This window comes from Streptomyces yunnanensis, from assembly GCF_029011865.1.
Classification (GTDB): Bacteria; Actinomycetota; Actinomycetes; order Streptomycetales; family Streptomycetaceae; genus Streptomyces; species Streptomyces yunnanensis.
On record NZ_CP095749.1, the window covers coordinates 9,088,359 to 9,101,534 of the forward strand.

A 13,176-nucleotide genomic window follows, 5' to 3' on the forward strand; every position below is an offset into this window, starting at 1 on the left:
TTGCCGCTGCCTCGCACCCCGTCGCCGTCGGCCGTCCCCCCGTCATCCGCCCTTGGTGACGGGGTGGCCGGTGGGGGTGGGGCCGGAGATTGGGGCGTGGGGTGGGGTGCGGAGTCGGCCGGTGAGGGCGAGGAAAGTGACCAGCGCGCCCGACACGATCCAGCCGGGCCAACCGGTGAGTCCCATGTGCAGCGGGTCCAATGCGGCGGTCGGGTCGGCGAATTCCTTGACCATGCCGACACTCGCCGAGCTGACGAAGGCGTGCGCGAGCACGGCGGGAAGTACCGAGCCCGAGCGCAGTCGCAGCCAGGTGAAGACCGGCAGGATGAGCGTGCAGCTCACCAGCATCGCGGGCACCGAGGCGTACCACGGACGGCCGGGGTACTGCCCGCCCATGAGCAGTGTGGGCAGGTGCCAGAGCGCGAAGGCGCAGCCGGTGAGGAGGTACGCGCGCAGCAGGTGCGTACCGCCGCCGGCCCGGGCCAGGTGGGGGAACAGGTAGCCCTGCCAGCCCAGTTCCTCGCCGAAGAACAGCGGCAGTGACACCACGATCTGCACCAGCATTCCGCCTGCCCACCCGCTCAGCGTGCCCCAGTGCAGTTCACCCATCGGGTAGGCTCCCGCGGCCGTGCCGATGGCGAGTGCGGCAGCGGTCAGACCGGCAGGCACGGCGAGACCCATCAGACAGGCTCGTACGCCACGCCCCCAGGGTCTGGGCCACTGCAGAGCCAGTGCGTCCCGCACCCGACCGCCCGGTTCGACCAGGCGGGTCACGAGGATCGCGGCGAGCGCCGGCGCGAACATCGCCGCCGCGATGCAGACCTCCGCCAGGGTGCTGGTCTCCTCCCGCGCACTCCCACGCCGGAACCCGCTGAGCAGCAGCGGCGACATCGCGATCCACATACCCAGATTGGCAATCACCAGGTAGACCACCGGCCCGCGCCGCCGCTGTACGGGTTCCCGCGCTGCTGGGAGATTCGTCGCTGAGGGATTCGTCATGGCGGTGACGCTACGGAGCCGCCACGCGAGGGAGAATCCAGCCAGCCCCAGTCATCCGACTCCAGGCGTCCCCACCCGACGAGGTGTGGTCCACCCCACCAAGAAGCATGCCGGCATGGGGAGTTACGCGACCCGGTGGCTGGCTGGCTGGGCTCCTGCATGGACGGCGCGGACGCAGCCCGGGCGAAACCGCTGTGATCGACGATCGCGACGAAGTGCTCCAGCTGTCGGACATCCATGCGTCGCATTGTGGCGCGCGGCGTGGAGCGCCATCGGCGGCCCTGCACCGGCAGCCCTGTGCCGGCCGGCCTTACGTTGGCGGCCTTACGTCGGCGGAGGCAGCGGACTGCCGAAAATTCGCGGGCGGACCGCCTGGTGGTGATCTACCGTGGCGCCATGTCCACCGACTCCGCGATCACGACCTTTTCCGACGGATGGGACAGCGAGGCGCGCCTGGTCGCCGGCCGGTGGGTCGAGCGTCGTCCCCGCCGTCCGGAGGTCGCCGGGCAACTGGTCATGGAGACGAGACTGATGCCGTGGCTCGCTCAGCAGCTGCCGCTGCCCGTTCCGGTGCCTGTCGTCGTGACCGAGGAGCCGCTGGTCGTCCGGCATGCCCTCGTCCCAGGCGAACCGCTCGCGGCACCGACCGCCGCGCAGGGGCGCCGACTCGGCGACTTCCTCCGCGTCCTGCACGCCGCCGACACGGCGGAAGCACAACGGCGCGGAGTGCCGTCCGCATCGCAGGTACGCGGCGAACGCGTCGCTCTGGTAGGGGAGTTCACCTCCCGTGTCCTGCCGCTGCTCCCCGCCGACCGGCGCGCCCCGGCCGCCGCCCTGCTCGCTGAGGTGACTGCGCTGCCGGCCCACACCCTCGTCCACGGCGACCTCGGTCCCGAACACGTCCTGGCCCGGGACGGCGACCTCACCGGCGTCATCGACTTCGGTGACGTCCACATCGGGGACCCCGCCATCGACCTTGCCTGGGCGCTGCACGCCACCCCGTCCGTGTTCGCCGAAGCCCTCGCGGCCACCTATCCCGCCACCCCTCAACTCCGCCAACACGCCCTGCTCTGGCATCGCTTGGGGCCCTGGTACGAGGTCACCCACGGGTTGGACCTCGGCGACCCGCACACGGTCAGTAGCGGACTGGACGGGGTCCTCGACCGCCTGCCGGCCGCGCCCTGACGTATCCGGTGCCGGTATCCGCACTCGCGCACGCCGGACGGGCGCGTGCTCAGGACGCGGTCGGGACCACTGCCCATGCCTCGACCTCGGCGCGGAACGCCGGATTGACCAGTCCGGCGACCTTTACCAACGAACAGGCCGGCGGGCGCGCGGCATCCTGGTACTCGTCCCGGACCCGGCGGAACGTGTCCAGATCCGCCAGGTCGGTCAGATACACCGTCAGCTTGACGATGTGGTCGAGGTCCGAACCGGCTGCCTTGAGGGCCGTGGCGAGGTTCGCGTAGATCTGGTGTATCTGGGCTTCGGGGTCCCCTTCGCCGACCATTTGGCCGGTGCTGTCCACGGGGACCTGTCCGGAGACCACGACCATCGGGCCGGTGAACGCCACCGCATGGCTGTAGTTGTTGACCGGCGGCGCGCCCTCAGGCCGGACGAAGTGCTGCATCAACTCTCCTCACTCGCATTTCGGATCCCCTAGGAGTAATCCCTGGAAGGAAGATCCGCAAGTGCCGCCCGTGCCGTGGGGCCTGCAAGAGCCGCGGGTCCCGTGCGTCCCCCGGTGCCTGTCCGTCCGAGCGTTCCGTCCGTTGCATGCACTCCACGCACTCCATGCGCTCCATGCATTCCCTGGGTTGAGCGGGAGCCGTAGGTGTCGTAGGCGTCGAAGATGTCGGCAGTCGCGGAAGTCCCGCTCCCTGCGGGGTGCTTACCGTCCCGTTGCCGGGGTCTCGGTGGGCAGCGACAGGTTGCCCAGGTGTGTGACCAGCACGTCCAGGCATGCCTGTGGGGTGAGGAGGTCGGGATGCAGGACGGTGCTGAGGCCGAGCCCGTCCAGGAGTGCCGTCAGTCGTTCGGTTTCGATGGTGAGGTCGAGGTCGGGGCGCAGGGTGCCTGATGCGTCGAGTCGGCTGAGGACGCGGTGTACCAGGTGCCTGGTGCCTTCCGCGGTCTGGCGGGACAGGTCGCGAAGGGCTGGGTTGGTGCGGGTGGCGGTGTTGAAGTCGAGGAAGACCGTGACCTCGGCATGGCGGCTCTCGTCGAGAGGAAGAAACTCCGCCAGGAGTTCGACGGTGAGCCGGAGTTGTTCGGTGCGGGGGTAGCGGCTCAGGTCGCCGATCCGGTCGATGTGGTCGAGCAGTCTGTCGCTGACCCGGTCGAGCATCGACTGCATCGCGAAGTGCATCAGGTCGTGCTGACTGGCGAAGTAGTGCCGCAGGGAGCCGATGTTGAGTTCCGCTTCGGCCGCGACGGCGCGCAGTGAGGTGCGTTGGAGGCCGTCGCGGACGACGACGCGGAACAGTGCGTCGACGACGAGGCGTCGGCGGGCCTCCGGATCCACATGCTTGGGCATGGAGCCTTTCTATCACGCCTGTGATACAACGGAGGTGCAAGGATTTATCACAGGTGTGACAGAACGGGTGGAGGGTTCCTCGTGGAGACGTACCTCAATTTCATGCTGGTCAGGTTCGGGGTGATCGTGGGCGGTCTGGTGGTGCTGGCACTGCTGGTCTTCGCCGTCGCCCTGGCCCTCAAGCGCCGGGGCAGGCTCGACGATGTGCGCCGGTACGCCGACCCCGTGATGCGGGCCGGGGTGCGTGCTGCCGCCCGGCGGCTGGGAGAGGGCGGGCAGCGCGGAGCGTCCCGGCCGCGGCGGCGGGGCGGCTGGCGATGACCGGCCTTGCGGCGGGATCGTCCGAACTGCTTCAGCACCTGCTGCTGGATCGCGTCATCAAGATCGTCATCGTGCTGGCGGCGCTCGGGGTATTGGCGGCGGGCATGGCCCTGGTCTGGCGGAGGGTCGGACGCACGAAGGGCGGACGCGACTGAGGGACGTCAGGAGGTCAGGCCGGTTGCTGTCCGCGCTCCGGTGCGGCCAGCGCGGCCGTGGTGGCACGGGCGAAGGCGTCCGGGTTGTCCAGCATGATGTTGTGTCCGCAGTCCGGGATGGGGACCACGGCCACCCCCGCCTCGGCGAGCGCGTCGGCGCCGGGCAGCGGACCGTCGGCCTCCGGCAGGAGGTAGGCGCGCGGAATCCGCAGTTGCAGCAGGAGTTCACGCATCGTGGGAACGGTGCCGCGGGCTAGGTGGACCGCGCTGCGGTGCAGGGCCTCGCGGCCGGTCAGGCGCATGGTGGACCACCAGTGCGGGCCGACCCGGTCGCGGACCTCCTGCCAGCCGCCGTCGAGGAATTCCTGCTCGGAGTAGTTGGCGATGCCGCTGCTGCCGCCGGTGGCGGGCCGGGGCGGGATGGGGTCCAGGTTGGCGTCCACCAGGACCAGGCGGGAGACCAGGTGCGGGTGTCGGGCGGCCAGGACGATGGCCACCGAGCCGCCCATGCTGTGGGCGATCAGCTGTGCACCGGTGACCCCTGCCGCGGTCAGTGCGTTGGCGAGGGCGTCCGCGTGTGCCTCAAGGGTGTAGTCGAAGCCCGTGGGGCGGTCGCTGATGCCGTGACCGAGCAGGTCGACCAGCAGTGAACGGTGACCGGTCAGCAGGGGGTGGCTCGCGATCTCCGCGAAGTAGGCGGGCGATGTGGCGCCCAGGCCGTGCAGGTAGACGCGGGCGGGATCCTGCCCGGGAAGTTCGACCCAACGGATTCGGTCGCCTTCGGTTGTCACTACGGCGTTGCGCACGGTTCCGGCCCCCTGGACTGATGATCGACGAACGGTGACCGACGAGCGGTGACCGATGAATGGCGATCGATGAATGGTGATCGACCGACGGCGGCCGACGAATGGTGATCGACGGGCGGTGACCGACGGACGTTGATCGTAACCGCCTGTCCGCGGTGCGGTTCGGGAAAACTGGGGGGCTCCTCTCCTCGACAGCGGTGACTTCCCATGGGGTTGTGGTCCGTCATGCCGCCGGTTCGGTCTCGCGCGGGGCGGGCGAGGGGGGTTGGGGGCGGAGGACTCCTGCGCTGATGGTGGCCACGGCGCAGAACGCCACGGGCAGGAAGAGCGTGAGGTTGAGCGGTATGAGGTGGGTCAAGGGGCCTATGACGGCGGGGCCGGCGAGCATGCCGAGGTAGCCGAGGCCGGCGACCCGGGAGACGTTGGCCCCGGCGTTGTCGGGGTCGAGGTGGCCGGCGGCGCTGAAGAGTTGGGGGACGCAGCCGGACAGGCCGGCGCCGAACACCGCCCAACCGGCCAGGGCCAGGGGGATCCAGGGGGAGAGGGCCGCCGCGGTCAGGCCGACGGCGGCCGTGGCGGCGCCGTAGCGGAGGATGAGCACCGGGCCGAAGCGGTCGGCCGCCCGGTCGGCCAGGAAGCGACCGAGGGTCATGGTGGTGGCGAAGGCCCCGTAGGCGAGGGCGGCGGTGGCGGCGGGGGCGTCCAGGACGGTGCGCAGGTGGAGTGCGCTCCAGTCGTTGGCCACGCCCTCGCACAGCATGATCATCAAGGCGAGGCCGGCCAGGATCCAGATGTGCCGGGGGGTGGTGCGCCGGGCCCGTGGGGTGGCGGCGGCAGCATCCGGGGTGCCGGCGCCGGGGTCGGGGGCGGGCGATCCGGTGGACGGCAGCAGCGCCGGGGCGGCCAGGGCGGCGACGGCCAGGCCAAGGAGGGTCGCCGCGCCGAGGGTCGCCGCGGGGCTCCAGTTCAGGGCGAGTGTGCGGGCGCCCACCAGGGAGGCCAGCACACCACCTATGGAGAAGGTCGCGTGGAAGGCGGACATGACGGGGCGTCGGTAGCCGCGTTCCACCTGGACGGCGTGGGCGTTCATGCTGACGTCCAGGCAGCCGTTGCCGACCCCGAGCAGCAGCAGAGCCGCCCCCAATGTCCAGGTGTGCGCGGCCAGTCCGGGCAGGAGCAGCGTCAGGCTGCACAGTGCCGCGCTGAGCGGGACGACCGTGCGGGCGCCGAAGCGGTCGGTGAGCGGCCCGACGACCTGCATGCCGACGAAGGCACCCGCGCCGAGCAGCAGCAGGAGCCAGCCGAGGACGGCATGGCTGATCCCCGCCCGGTGCTCGACGCCGGGGATGTGGACGATCCACATGCCCATCAGGAAGCCGTTGAGGGCGAAGTAGGCGAAGGTGGCCATCCGCGCGGCCCGCAGCCGGGGCGTAGGCGGTGCCCCGGGAGGTGTTCGGGGTGTCGTCCGGGGTGATGTGTCGGGTCGGGCCTCTGGCGGGGTCTCCGGTCGGGATGCCGGCTGAGTCTCCGGCTGTATCTCCGGCCGCGTCTCCGATTGTTTCGGTGTCTCCATACTTCGAACGTAGCGAACAAATTGGATGTGCGAAAGGTTGCTCTGCGAACATTGAAGATGTTCAATTGGGATATGGCTGGGACAGAACGACTGAGGCGGATCACCGAGGCCGTACGCGAGGCGGGGCGCATCGGCGTCGCCGAACTGGCTGAGCTGACCGGCGCCTCGGAGATGACCATCCGCCGCGACCTGGAGGCACTGGCCGCCCAGGGGGTCATCGAGCGCTATCGCGGGGGAGCCAGGAGCCTGCTGCTGCGCGGTGTGGAACCCCCGTTCGCGCTGCGCGCCCAGGAGGGACTGGAGGCCAAGCGGCGGATCGCCGCCGAGGTCGCCGGGCTGATCGCGGACGGCGAGTCGGTCGTCCTGGACAGCGGGACCACCTGCCTGGAAGTGGCCCGTGCGCTGGCCCACCGCCGGGTAACCGTCATGCCGTTGTCCCTGCATGCCGTCAACGCCCTGGCCGACGGCCCGCACCTGACCCTGCTCGTTCCGGGCGGCCGGCCCCGGCCGGGCGAACTCGCGCTGACCGGCCCCCTGACCCAGGCGTCACTGACCGCCCTGCGCTTCGACACCGCCGTGCTCGGCTGCTGCGGACTCACCGCCGAGGACGGTCTGACCGCCTACGACCTGGACGACGCCGCGATCAAACGCACCGCCCTCGGCTGCGCCCGCCGCGTCATCGCCGTCGCCGAAGCCGGCAAGCTCTCCCGCACCGCCCTCGCCCATGTCGCACCTGTCGACGCCCTGCACGCAGTCGTCACGGACGCGGCCCCGGACGACCGCACGGAGCGGTTGACCGCGGCCGGCGTGACCGTCAGGACGGTGTGACCGATGACGGCCGGGACCGTGCTCTTCGACCTGTTCGGCGTTCTCGCCCGACAGCAGTCCGCCGACGGCCGACAGCGCCTGATCCGGGCGGCCGGGGTGCCGGCAGCGGACTTCCGGGACGCCTACTGGGCGTTGCGCCCGCCCTACGACCGCGGCGAGATCGACGGGCCCGGCTACTGGCGGCAGCTGGCCGACCGCCTCGGTGCCCGCTTCGACGAGCGGCGGATCGCCGCGCTGATCGCCGCCGACGTCGAGAGTTGGAGCGCCGTCGACGCCACCATGATCGCTCTGGTCGAGGAGCTGGCGCGGCGGGGCCGGCGGATCGGCCTGCTCTCCAACATCCCCGAGGAACTGGCCCGCCACTTCGAGCGCCACCATGCCTGGCTCTACCACTTCGCCGTGCGCGCCTTCTCCTGCCGCCTCGGCCACGCCAAGCCCGAACCCGCCGCCTACCACTGGTGCCAGCGGGCACTGGCCGAACCGCCGCACCGGATCCTCTTCGTCGACGACCGCCGGGAGAACGTCCGGGCCGCCGAGGCGACCGGCATGCGCGGGCACCTCTTCACCACCCCGGACCGACTGCGCGCCCAGCTCGACCGGTGGGACACCGCGGCGGGGTGAGGGCTGCGGACGGGGGAGCGGCGCCAGTGGTGGGCGACGGACGGGACGTCGCGGACCCGACCTAGGACCTGCCGTCACCTTGTCGTCCGCCCGGTGGGGCGCCGGTATCCGGTCGGGTCGAGCGCTCGGTGAGGAGATCGGTGAGCAGGGCGAGCGGGGGCCAGTTCAGGCGGCCGTGGCGGGCCACGGCATAGGCGCGCAGGACGACGTCGGGCGCGGTCAGCGGGATCAGCCGGACGTCGGGGACGGTGGCGAGGGCCGCCGGCAGCAGACCCACGCCGAGGCCCGCGGTGATCATGCCTTGCACCAGATCTAGGTTGTCGGCCCGGTGGGTGATCCGTGGGGTGAAGCCCGCCATGGAGGCGAGCGTGCGGATGACGGTTTCGTCCGCCGTGTTGCGGGAGTTGACGATCCAGTCATGGGTGGCGAAACGGGCGAAGACCTCGACCGTCGTCCCGCCGGTGGCAGCGTCCCGCGCGGGGACGCCCAGGCCCCAGGGGGCGGTCCACAGCGCGGTGGCGCGCACCGCGGGTTCGAAGGTGGCCGGCGCGAGGTTGTAGTCGTAGGTGAGGGCCAGGTCCGTCTCGTCGGCCGCCAGCAGCTCCAGGGCCTCGGCGGGCTCGTGCTCGCGGATCAGGAGGTGCATCCCCGGATGGCTGGTGGCCAGCTCGGTGACCAGGGGGAGCAGGTGCGCGCGGATGGCGGTGGCGAACCCGGCGGTGCGCAGGGTGCCGTTGGGTTCCGCGCCGGGGGCGAGATCGAGGTGGGCGGCCTCGACGGCGCCGAGGATGGTCACGGCGTGCTCGGCCAGGCGGCGGCCGGCGGGGGTGAGACGCGCCCGTCGGCCGTGCGGTTCGATCAGAGCGGCGCCCATCTCGCGGGCGAGGACGGCGATCTGCTGGGAGACGGTGGAGGTGGTGGTGCCCGTCGCCTCGGCGACCGCGCGCATCGACCCCAGCCGGGAGAGCTCGACCAGGAGTTGCAGACGGCGGGTTTCCATTCCCTCATTGTTCGGGATTTCCGAACGGAATGTCCATGATCGGCACGTGGACATGAACGATGCCCAAGGCATCTACTGACCCCCATGAGTGCGTTCGAGCCCAAGCAACCACAGGGCCGCTCCCTGTCCACCCTCCGCACGGCCACCGGCGGCCGACTGCGCCTCGGCGGCGCCGAGACCGGCTTCCTCATGGCGGTCGCGTCGATGACCTCGGTCCAGTTGGGGCTGGCGCTGGCCGTCCCGCTGTTCGGGCAGCTCGGCGCGCTGGGCACGGCGGGGCTGCGGCTGGCCTGGGGCGGGCTGCTCATGCTGGTCCTCATACGGCCCCGTCTGCGCGCCTTCACCCGGCAGGATCTGCTCGCCTGCACCGTGCTGGGCGCGGCGACCGCCGGCATGATGCTGTTCTTCATGCTCGCCGTCGCGCATCTGCCGCTGGGTACCGCGAGCGCACTGGAGTTCCTCGGCCCGCTGGCCGTGTCCCTCTACGGCCGGGGCGGCGGCCGGAAGCTGTGGACGGCCCTGGCCGCGCTCGGCGTGCTGCTGCTGACCGAGCCCTGGCACGGCGGGCTGGACGCGGTGGGCCTGGCCTGCGCGCTGGCCGCCGCGGGCTGCTGGGCCGTCTACATCCTGCTGACCCAGCGCGTCGGCGACCGGGTCACCGGCCTCAGCGGTCTGGCCGTCTCGATGCCGGTGGCCGGCCTGCTGGGCACCCTGATCGCCGCGCCCACGCTGTGGAGCCATCTGACCTGGCAGGCACTCGGGATCATGCTGGTGCTGGCAGCGGTGAGCCCGGTGCTGCCGTTCGCCCTCGAATTCCTCGCCCTGCGCCGGCTGACCACGGCCGCCTTCGGCACGCTGATGAGCCTGGAACCCGCCATCGCGCTGCTGATCGGCCTGCTGGTGCTCGGCCAGACACCGGGCCTGACGTCCGCGGCCGGCGTGCTCTTCGTCGTGATCGCCGGAGCCGGTGCCATCCGCACCGGCGCGCGCGAGTCCGTAACCCACGGCGGCCGAGAGTCCGCGACCACCGAGGCCCGCACGCCCGAACCGCGGCCCGGCGCCGCGGAAACGGCCTGACGGGTTCCGGCGCGCCCGATCCGCCAGGCATCGGGCGCGCGGCGCCCCCCCCCAGGGCTCAGGCGGACGCGGTGTCCAACGGCTTGGTGACCTCCTGGCGGATCTTGCCGGCGGTGTCGGCGAACTCCTGGAGGTCCACCGACCGGGGATCCTTCGACAGGTCGGCAGTGTCGGTCTGGGCGACGTTCACGCTGGTACTGGCATCCGCCCAGACACAGAACGCCATCGTGATCTTCTGTCCCGCCTCCTGGCGGACGTCCACCCCGCAGGTCAGCGGACCGCCGCCGCCACTGGGCGTGAACTCCTTCTCCGGCACCGCGACATCGGTCCGTGCGTCGTCCTTCATTCCGCGGATCGCGTGCTCGACGGTCGTCCGCGGGTTGTCGATCGTCCCGTAGAGCCCCACCATCACCAGTGACTTGGTGCCGCTGCCGTACTGCCCGCCCACGGCGGTGATGCCGTGCTCGTTCGCCCCGTCGTGCGGCACGGAAGTGCCGGCCTGTTGGGAGATGTCCTTGGAGAGGGTGTAGGAGCCGTCGGCCAGTGTCTGCGGCACCGTGACCCGGTACTTGGGCCCGGTCGCGCCACCCCCGCCACCGCCGCCCCCGCTGAAGGCCACCGCCGACGCGATGCCCCCGATCACGACCACGCCCGCGATCGCCCCGACGATGCCCCACGTCTTCCCGGCGTTGCTCTTGGGCGGAACCGGTGGGGGCATGCCGGGACCCTGGTAGCCGTACGGGGCCTGCGGCGGCGCTCCGTACGGCGCTTGCGGGGCCCCATAGGGACCGGGCTGGCCGTACGCGCCCGCGCCCGGCGCCGGGGGCCCCGGTATGTGGGGCGGCGGCCCGGCGTACGGGGCACCACCAGGCACGCCGTATCCAGGCGCGCCGCCGAAATCCTGGGGCGAGGGCTGAGGTGTAGTCACCCGCGTACCTTACCCAGCGTGACCGTCCGCCTGATCGGCACCGGAGCCCGTCGCCTGGGCCCCGCCGGGCAGTCCGCAGTCAGCTCCGCTGCCGACGGGCCTGCTTCACCTCGCGGTCGATCGCCCAGGCATCCGCGACCGGCCCGATGTGGCGGAGCTTGTCGGGATTGAGCACCGCGCGGATGGTCTGAATCCGCTCGTCGAGCACGTCGAGGGCCAGGGTGTGGAGCACCTTTCCGTCCCGGTCGCGGAGGACCGCGCCGGGCTGACCGTTGACCTCGTGCGGCTCGCACGTCACCTCGATCCGGCTCATCAGAGGGAAGACCGTGCCCAGCACCCGGGCCACGTTCTCCGCGCCCATGATGGCCTTGGCCAGCTGCGGGGCCTTGCCGCCGCCGTCCCCGGCCAGTTGCACATCGGCGGCCAGCAGGCTCCGCAGCCCGCCCACGTCGCCGTTCTTCAGCGCGTCGAAGAACCGCGTCGCCAGTTCCTGCTGCTCCAGCCGGTCCGCCGCGAACCGCGGCCGCCCGGCCGCCATATGACGCCGGGCCCGCACCAGCAGCTGCCGGCATGCCGGCTCCGAACGCCCCACCGCCGCGGCGACCTCGTCGAAACCGAAGGCGAACACCTCCCGCAGCACGAACACCGCCCGCTCCAGCGGGCTGAGGCGCTCCAGCAGCAACAGCGCCGCCACCGACACCGAGTCGGCCAGCTCCACCGCCCGTGCCGGATCCTGATAGGGATCGCTCAGCAGCGGCTCGGGAAACCACGGCCCGACGTACTCCTCCCGCCGCACCCGCGCGGAACGCAGCACATCGATCGAGATCCGGGTCACCGCGGTCGCCAGGAAAGCCCTGGTCGACGTGGGGCGGGTCGACGAGCCGTCGAAGCGCAGCCAGGTCTCCTGCACCGCGTCCTCGGCCTCGGCCACACTGCCCAGAATTCGGTAGGCGATCGAGAACAGCAGCGGCCGCAGCTCCTCGAACTCCTCGACCTTGCTCACGCCGAAACCCCCTTCAGTACGCCCCCGCACCCGGCCGCGCCCGTCGGCCCAGGCACCATCCGGTGATCATACGGCGGGCATGATCAGGCCGATCGCGGCCAGCAGCTCAAGGATGCCGAGGGCCTTGTGCGAGGTTCATGAGGTCACACCCCTGTCGCCCGTCGTCTTCCCGCCCTTCAGTGGAACTGCCCGACCTGGTAGTTGCCGGCCGGCTGCCGGGCGATGATGTTCAGCCGGTTCGCGGCGTTCATGAAGGACACCAGGATCACCAGGGCGGCGAGCTGCTCCTCGTCGTAGTGCTTGGCGGCCAGCTCCCACACCTCGTCGCTGACCCCCTTGCCGGCATCCGCGACCCAGGTTCCTTCCTCCGCCAGTGCCAGCGCGGCCCGCTCGGCGTCGGTGAAGACCGTGGCCTCCCGCCATGCCACCACCAGGTTCAGCCGCACCGAGGACTCACCGGCAGCGGCGGCCTCCTTGGTGTGCATGTCGATGCAGGCGGCGCAGCCGTTGATCTGGCTGACGCGCAGCGCCACCAGCTCCTGCGTCGAGGCCGGCAGCGGCGAGTCCTTCAGCGTCTTGCCCGCCGCCATGAAGTGCTTGAGGGCCTTTCCGACGGTCGGGTCGGCGAAGTAGTTCAGTCGTGCGTCCATGAGGTCTTCCTCCGCGGTCGTCAGTGGCTACACGCCCCAGACGGGGTGGCCCGTCCCCCTGTGACACGGACGCATGTGACCTGCGTCTCCCGGTTTCCGTGACGTGTGCTTCCCGCGGCCGCCCCGGCGGATATTCGGGGCTTGTCGAATTGAGTCGACGTCGGCCCGGGAGCCCATGAAAGGAAAACTGATCGGGCGTCAACAATGACTGATTCCTCGACGCTGCTGAGATTCGAGCGCTTCATACTCATCACCCGATTGGCTGTCCCCGGGGCGTATCGGGCCGCGGGCACGTGCATGGTGGTTCCATGAACACAGCACGCATGAATCGCCAGAAGAAATCCGTTTCGCGAATTTTCGCGATCAGTGCCGCCCTGGGTGTCGCTCTCCTGGCAGGGTCGCCCACGGCTGCGTCCGCCGTGGAGGCGAAGCCGACCCCCCAGGTCGCCAAGAGCGCCTCCATTTTCCCGTCGATGTCAACCGACGACCGCCGGTCTGAAAAGGGCGGTTCCCGACCCGAAAGCCAGGACTCCTGGGGCCCCTTCGCGCAGACCAGTGGTCATCACAAGCGCAGCAGCCGCGGCGGCGGCGAGGACGGGGACTGTAAGGGGCTGATCGTCCTCCTCTGTGCGTGACGGATATTCCGCTTCCGCGCAGGCGCGGGCGAGGCGTGAGAGGA

At 71.0% G+C, this 13,176-nt stretch carries 16 protein-coding genes; 7 read left to right on the forward strand and 9 right to left on the reverse strand.

The window, feature by feature from the left end:
• Nucleotides 1–42 precede the first annotated feature (42 nt).
• A complete protein-coding gene (locus tag MOV08_RS39860) occupies nucleotides 43–999 on the reverse strand; it encodes a CPBP family intramembrane glutamic endopeptidase (RefSeq protein ID WP_275311036.1) in 957 nt (318 codons plus the stop codon).
• Between the two features lie 396 nt (nucleotides 1,000–1,395).
• Here MOV08_RS39860 and MOV08_RS39870 point away from each other — a divergent pair, with 396 nt between their 5' ends.
• On the forward strand, nucleotides 1,396–2,184 hold the full coding sequence (locus tag MOV08_RS39870; protein WP_275311038.1) for an aminoglycoside phosphotransferase family protein: 789 nt from the start codon (nucleotides 1,396–1,398) through the stop codon (nucleotides 2,182–2,184).
• 49 nt (nucleotides 2,185–2,233) lie between these two features.
• On the opposite strand, the gene MOV08_RS39875 is transcribed toward MOV08_RS39870, so the two are convergent.
• Nucleotides 2,234–2,629: a RidA family protein gene (locus MOV08_RS39875; protein WP_420834253.1), complete on the reverse strand. Its 396-nt coding sequence runs from the start codon at nucleotides 2,627–2,629 to the stop codon at nucleotides 2,234–2,236.
• Nucleotides 2,630–2,890: 261 nt separating this feature from the next.
• Nucleotides 2,891–3,535: a TetR/AcrR family transcriptional regulator gene (locus MOV08_RS39880; protein ID WP_275311042.1), complete on the reverse strand. Its 645-nt coding sequence runs from the start codon at nucleotides 3,533–3,535 to the stop codon at nucleotides 2,891–2,893.
• An 81-nt stretch (nucleotides 3,536–3,616) separates the two neighbouring features.
• On the opposite strand from MOV08_RS39880, the gene MOV08_RS39885 reads away from it, so the two are divergent.
• A complete protein-coding gene (locus MOV08_RS39885; protein ID WP_039639100.1) occupies nucleotides 3,617–3,856 on the forward strand; it encodes a hypothetical protein in 240 nt (79 codons plus the stop codon).
• Nucleotides 3,853–4,011: a hypothetical protein gene (locus MOV08_RS39890; RefSeq protein WP_275311044.1), complete on the forward strand. Its 159-nt coding sequence runs from the start codon at nucleotides 3,853–3,855 to the stop codon at nucleotides 4,009–4,011. Before MOV08_RS39885 ends, MOV08_RS39890 begins: the two co-directional genes overlap by 4 nt.
• Before the next feature lie 14 nt (nucleotides 4,012–4,025).
• Here the strand turns inward: MOV08_RS39890 and MOV08_RS39895 are convergent, their stop codons facing one another.
• Both MOV08_RS39895 and MOV08_RS39900 read right to left on the reverse strand, forming a co-directional pair.
• On the reverse strand, nucleotides 4,026–4,817 hold the full coding sequence (locus tag MOV08_RS39895) for an alpha/beta fold hydrolase (RefSeq protein WP_275311046.1): 792 nt from the start codon (nucleotides 4,815–4,817) through the stop codon (nucleotides 4,026–4,028).
• A 223-nt stretch (nucleotides 4,818–5,040) separates the two neighbouring features.
• Complete coding sequence (locus MOV08_RS39900) at nucleotides 5,041–6,225, reverse strand: MFS transporter (RefSeq protein ID WP_275311047.1); 1,185 nt, start codon at nucleotides 6,223–6,225, stop codon at nucleotides 5,041–5,043.
• 237 nt (nucleotides 6,226–6,462) lie between these two features.
• Here MOV08_RS39900 and MOV08_RS39905 point away from each other — a divergent pair, with 237 nt between their 5' ends.
• Both MOV08_RS39905 and MOV08_RS39910 read left to right on the forward strand, forming a co-directional pair.
• Complete coding sequence (locus MOV08_RS39905) at nucleotides 6,463–7,218, forward strand: DeoR/GlpR family DNA-binding transcription regulator (RefSeq protein ID WP_275311048.1); 756 nt, start codon at nucleotides 6,463–6,465, stop codon at nucleotides 7,216–7,218.
• Nucleotides 7,219–7,221: 3 nt separating this feature from the next.
• The gene (locus MOV08_RS39910) at nucleotides 7,222–7,839 is read left to right on the forward strand and encodes an HAD family hydrolase (protein WP_275311050.1); all 618 of its coding nucleotides are present in this window, start codon (nucleotides 7,222–7,224) and stop codon (nucleotides 7,837–7,839) included.
• A 61-nt stretch (nucleotides 7,840–7,900) separates the two neighbouring features.
• Here the strand turns inward: MOV08_RS39910 and MOV08_RS39915 are convergent, their stop codons facing one another.
• A complete protein-coding gene (locus MOV08_RS39915) occupies nucleotides 7,901–8,839 on the reverse strand; it encodes a LysR family transcriptional regulator (RefSeq protein WP_275311051.1) in 939 nt (312 codons plus the stop codon).
• 84 nt (nucleotides 8,840–8,923) lie between these two features.
• On the opposite strand from MOV08_RS39915, the gene MOV08_RS39920 reads away from it, so the two are divergent.
• Nucleotides 8,924–9,916, forward strand: coding sequence for an EamA family transporter (locus MOV08_RS39920; RefSeq protein ID WP_275311052.1), 993 nt, complete (start codon nucleotides 8,924–8,926; stop codon nucleotides 9,914–9,916).
• Between the two features lie 58 nt (nucleotides 9,917–9,974).
• On the opposite strand, the gene MOV08_RS39925 is transcribed toward MOV08_RS39920, so the two are convergent.
• The 3 genes from MOV08_RS39925 to MOV08_RS39935 all read right to left on the reverse strand — a co-directional run bounded on the left by MOV08_RS39925 (nucleotide 9,975) and on the right by MOV08_RS39935 (nucleotide 12,497).
• On the reverse strand, nucleotides 9,975–10,634 hold the full coding sequence (locus MOV08_RS39925) for a hypothetical protein (protein WP_275311054.1): 660 nt from the start codon (nucleotides 10,632–10,634) through the stop codon (nucleotides 9,975–9,977).
• A gap of 289 nt (nucleotides 10,635–10,923) precedes the next feature.
• Nucleotides 10,924–11,847 carry an RNA polymerase sigma-70 factor gene (locus MOV08_RS39930; RefSeq protein ID WP_039639107.1) on the reverse strand — a complete coding sequence of 308 codons (924 nt, stop codon included), beginning with the start codon at nucleotides 11,845–11,847 and terminating at the stop codon, nucleotides 10,924–10,926.
• A gap of 176 nt (nucleotides 11,848–12,023) precedes the next feature.
• Entirely contained in the window at nucleotides 12,024–12,497 is a 474-nt protein-coding gene (locus MOV08_RS39935; protein WP_275311055.1) for a carboxymuconolactone decarboxylase family protein, read from the reverse strand.
• A 308-nt stretch (nucleotides 12,498–12,805) separates the two neighbouring features.
• Here MOV08_RS39935 and MOV08_RS39940 point away from each other — a divergent pair, with 308 nt between their 5' ends.
• Complete coding sequence (locus MOV08_RS39940) at nucleotides 12,806–13,132, forward strand: hypothetical protein (protein ID WP_275311057.1); 327 nt, start codon at nucleotides 12,806–12,808, stop codon at nucleotides 13,130–13,132.
• Nucleotides 13,133–13,176 lie beyond the last annotated feature (44 nt).

Coding starts and splice junctions, on each gene's coding strand:
- MOV08_RS39935 (WP_275311055.1), bottom strand. CDS start 12,497: ATGGACGCACGACTGAACTACTTCGCCGACCCGACCGTCGGAAAGGCC.
- MOV08_RS39905 (WP_275311048.1), top strand. CDS start 6,463: ATGGCTGGGACAGAACGACTGAGGCGGATCACCGAGGCCGTACGCGAG.
- MOV08_RS39920 (WP_275311052.1), top strand. CDS start 8,924: ATGAGTGCGTTCGAGCCCAAGCAACCACAGGGCCGCTCCCTGTCCACC.
- MOV08_RS39875 (WP_420834253.1), bottom strand. CDS start 2,629: ATGCAGCACTTCGTCCGGCCTGAGGGCGCGCCGCCGGTCAACAACTAC.
- MOV08_RS39915 (WP_275311051.1), bottom strand. CDS start 8,839: ATGGAAACCCGCCGTCTGCAACTCCTGGTCGAGCTCTCCCGGCTGGGG.
- MOV08_RS39940 (WP_275311057.1), top strand. CDS start 12,806: ATGAACACAGCACGCATGAATCGCCAGAAGAAATCCGTTTCGCGAATT.
- MOV08_RS39890 (WP_275311044.1), top strand. CDS start 3,853: ATGACCGGCCTTGCGGCGGGATCGTCCGAACTGCTTCAGCACCTGCTG.
- MOV08_RS39880 (WP_275311042.1), bottom strand. CDS start 3,535: ATGCCCAAGCATGTGGATCCGGAGGCCCGCCGACGCCTCGTCGTCGAC.
- MOV08_RS39900 (WP_275311047.1), bottom strand. CDS start 6,225: ATGGCCACCTTCGCCTACTTCGCCCTCAACGGCTTCCTGATGGGCATG.
- MOV08_RS39870 (WP_275311038.1), top strand. CDS start 1,396: ATGTCCACCGACTCCGCGATCACGACCTTTTCCGACGGATGGGACAGC.
- MOV08_RS39860 (WP_275311036.1), bottom strand. CDS start 999: ATGACGAATCCCTCAGCGACGAATCTCCCAGCAGCGCGGGAACCCGTA.
- MOV08_RS39910 (WP_275311050.1), top strand. CDS start 7,222: ATGACGGCCGGGACCGTGCTCTTCGACCTGTTCGGCGTTCTCGCCCGA.
- MOV08_RS39925 (WP_275311054.1), bottom strand. CDS start 10,634: ATGCCCCCACCGGTTCCGCCCAAGAGCAACGCCGGGAAGACGTGGGGC.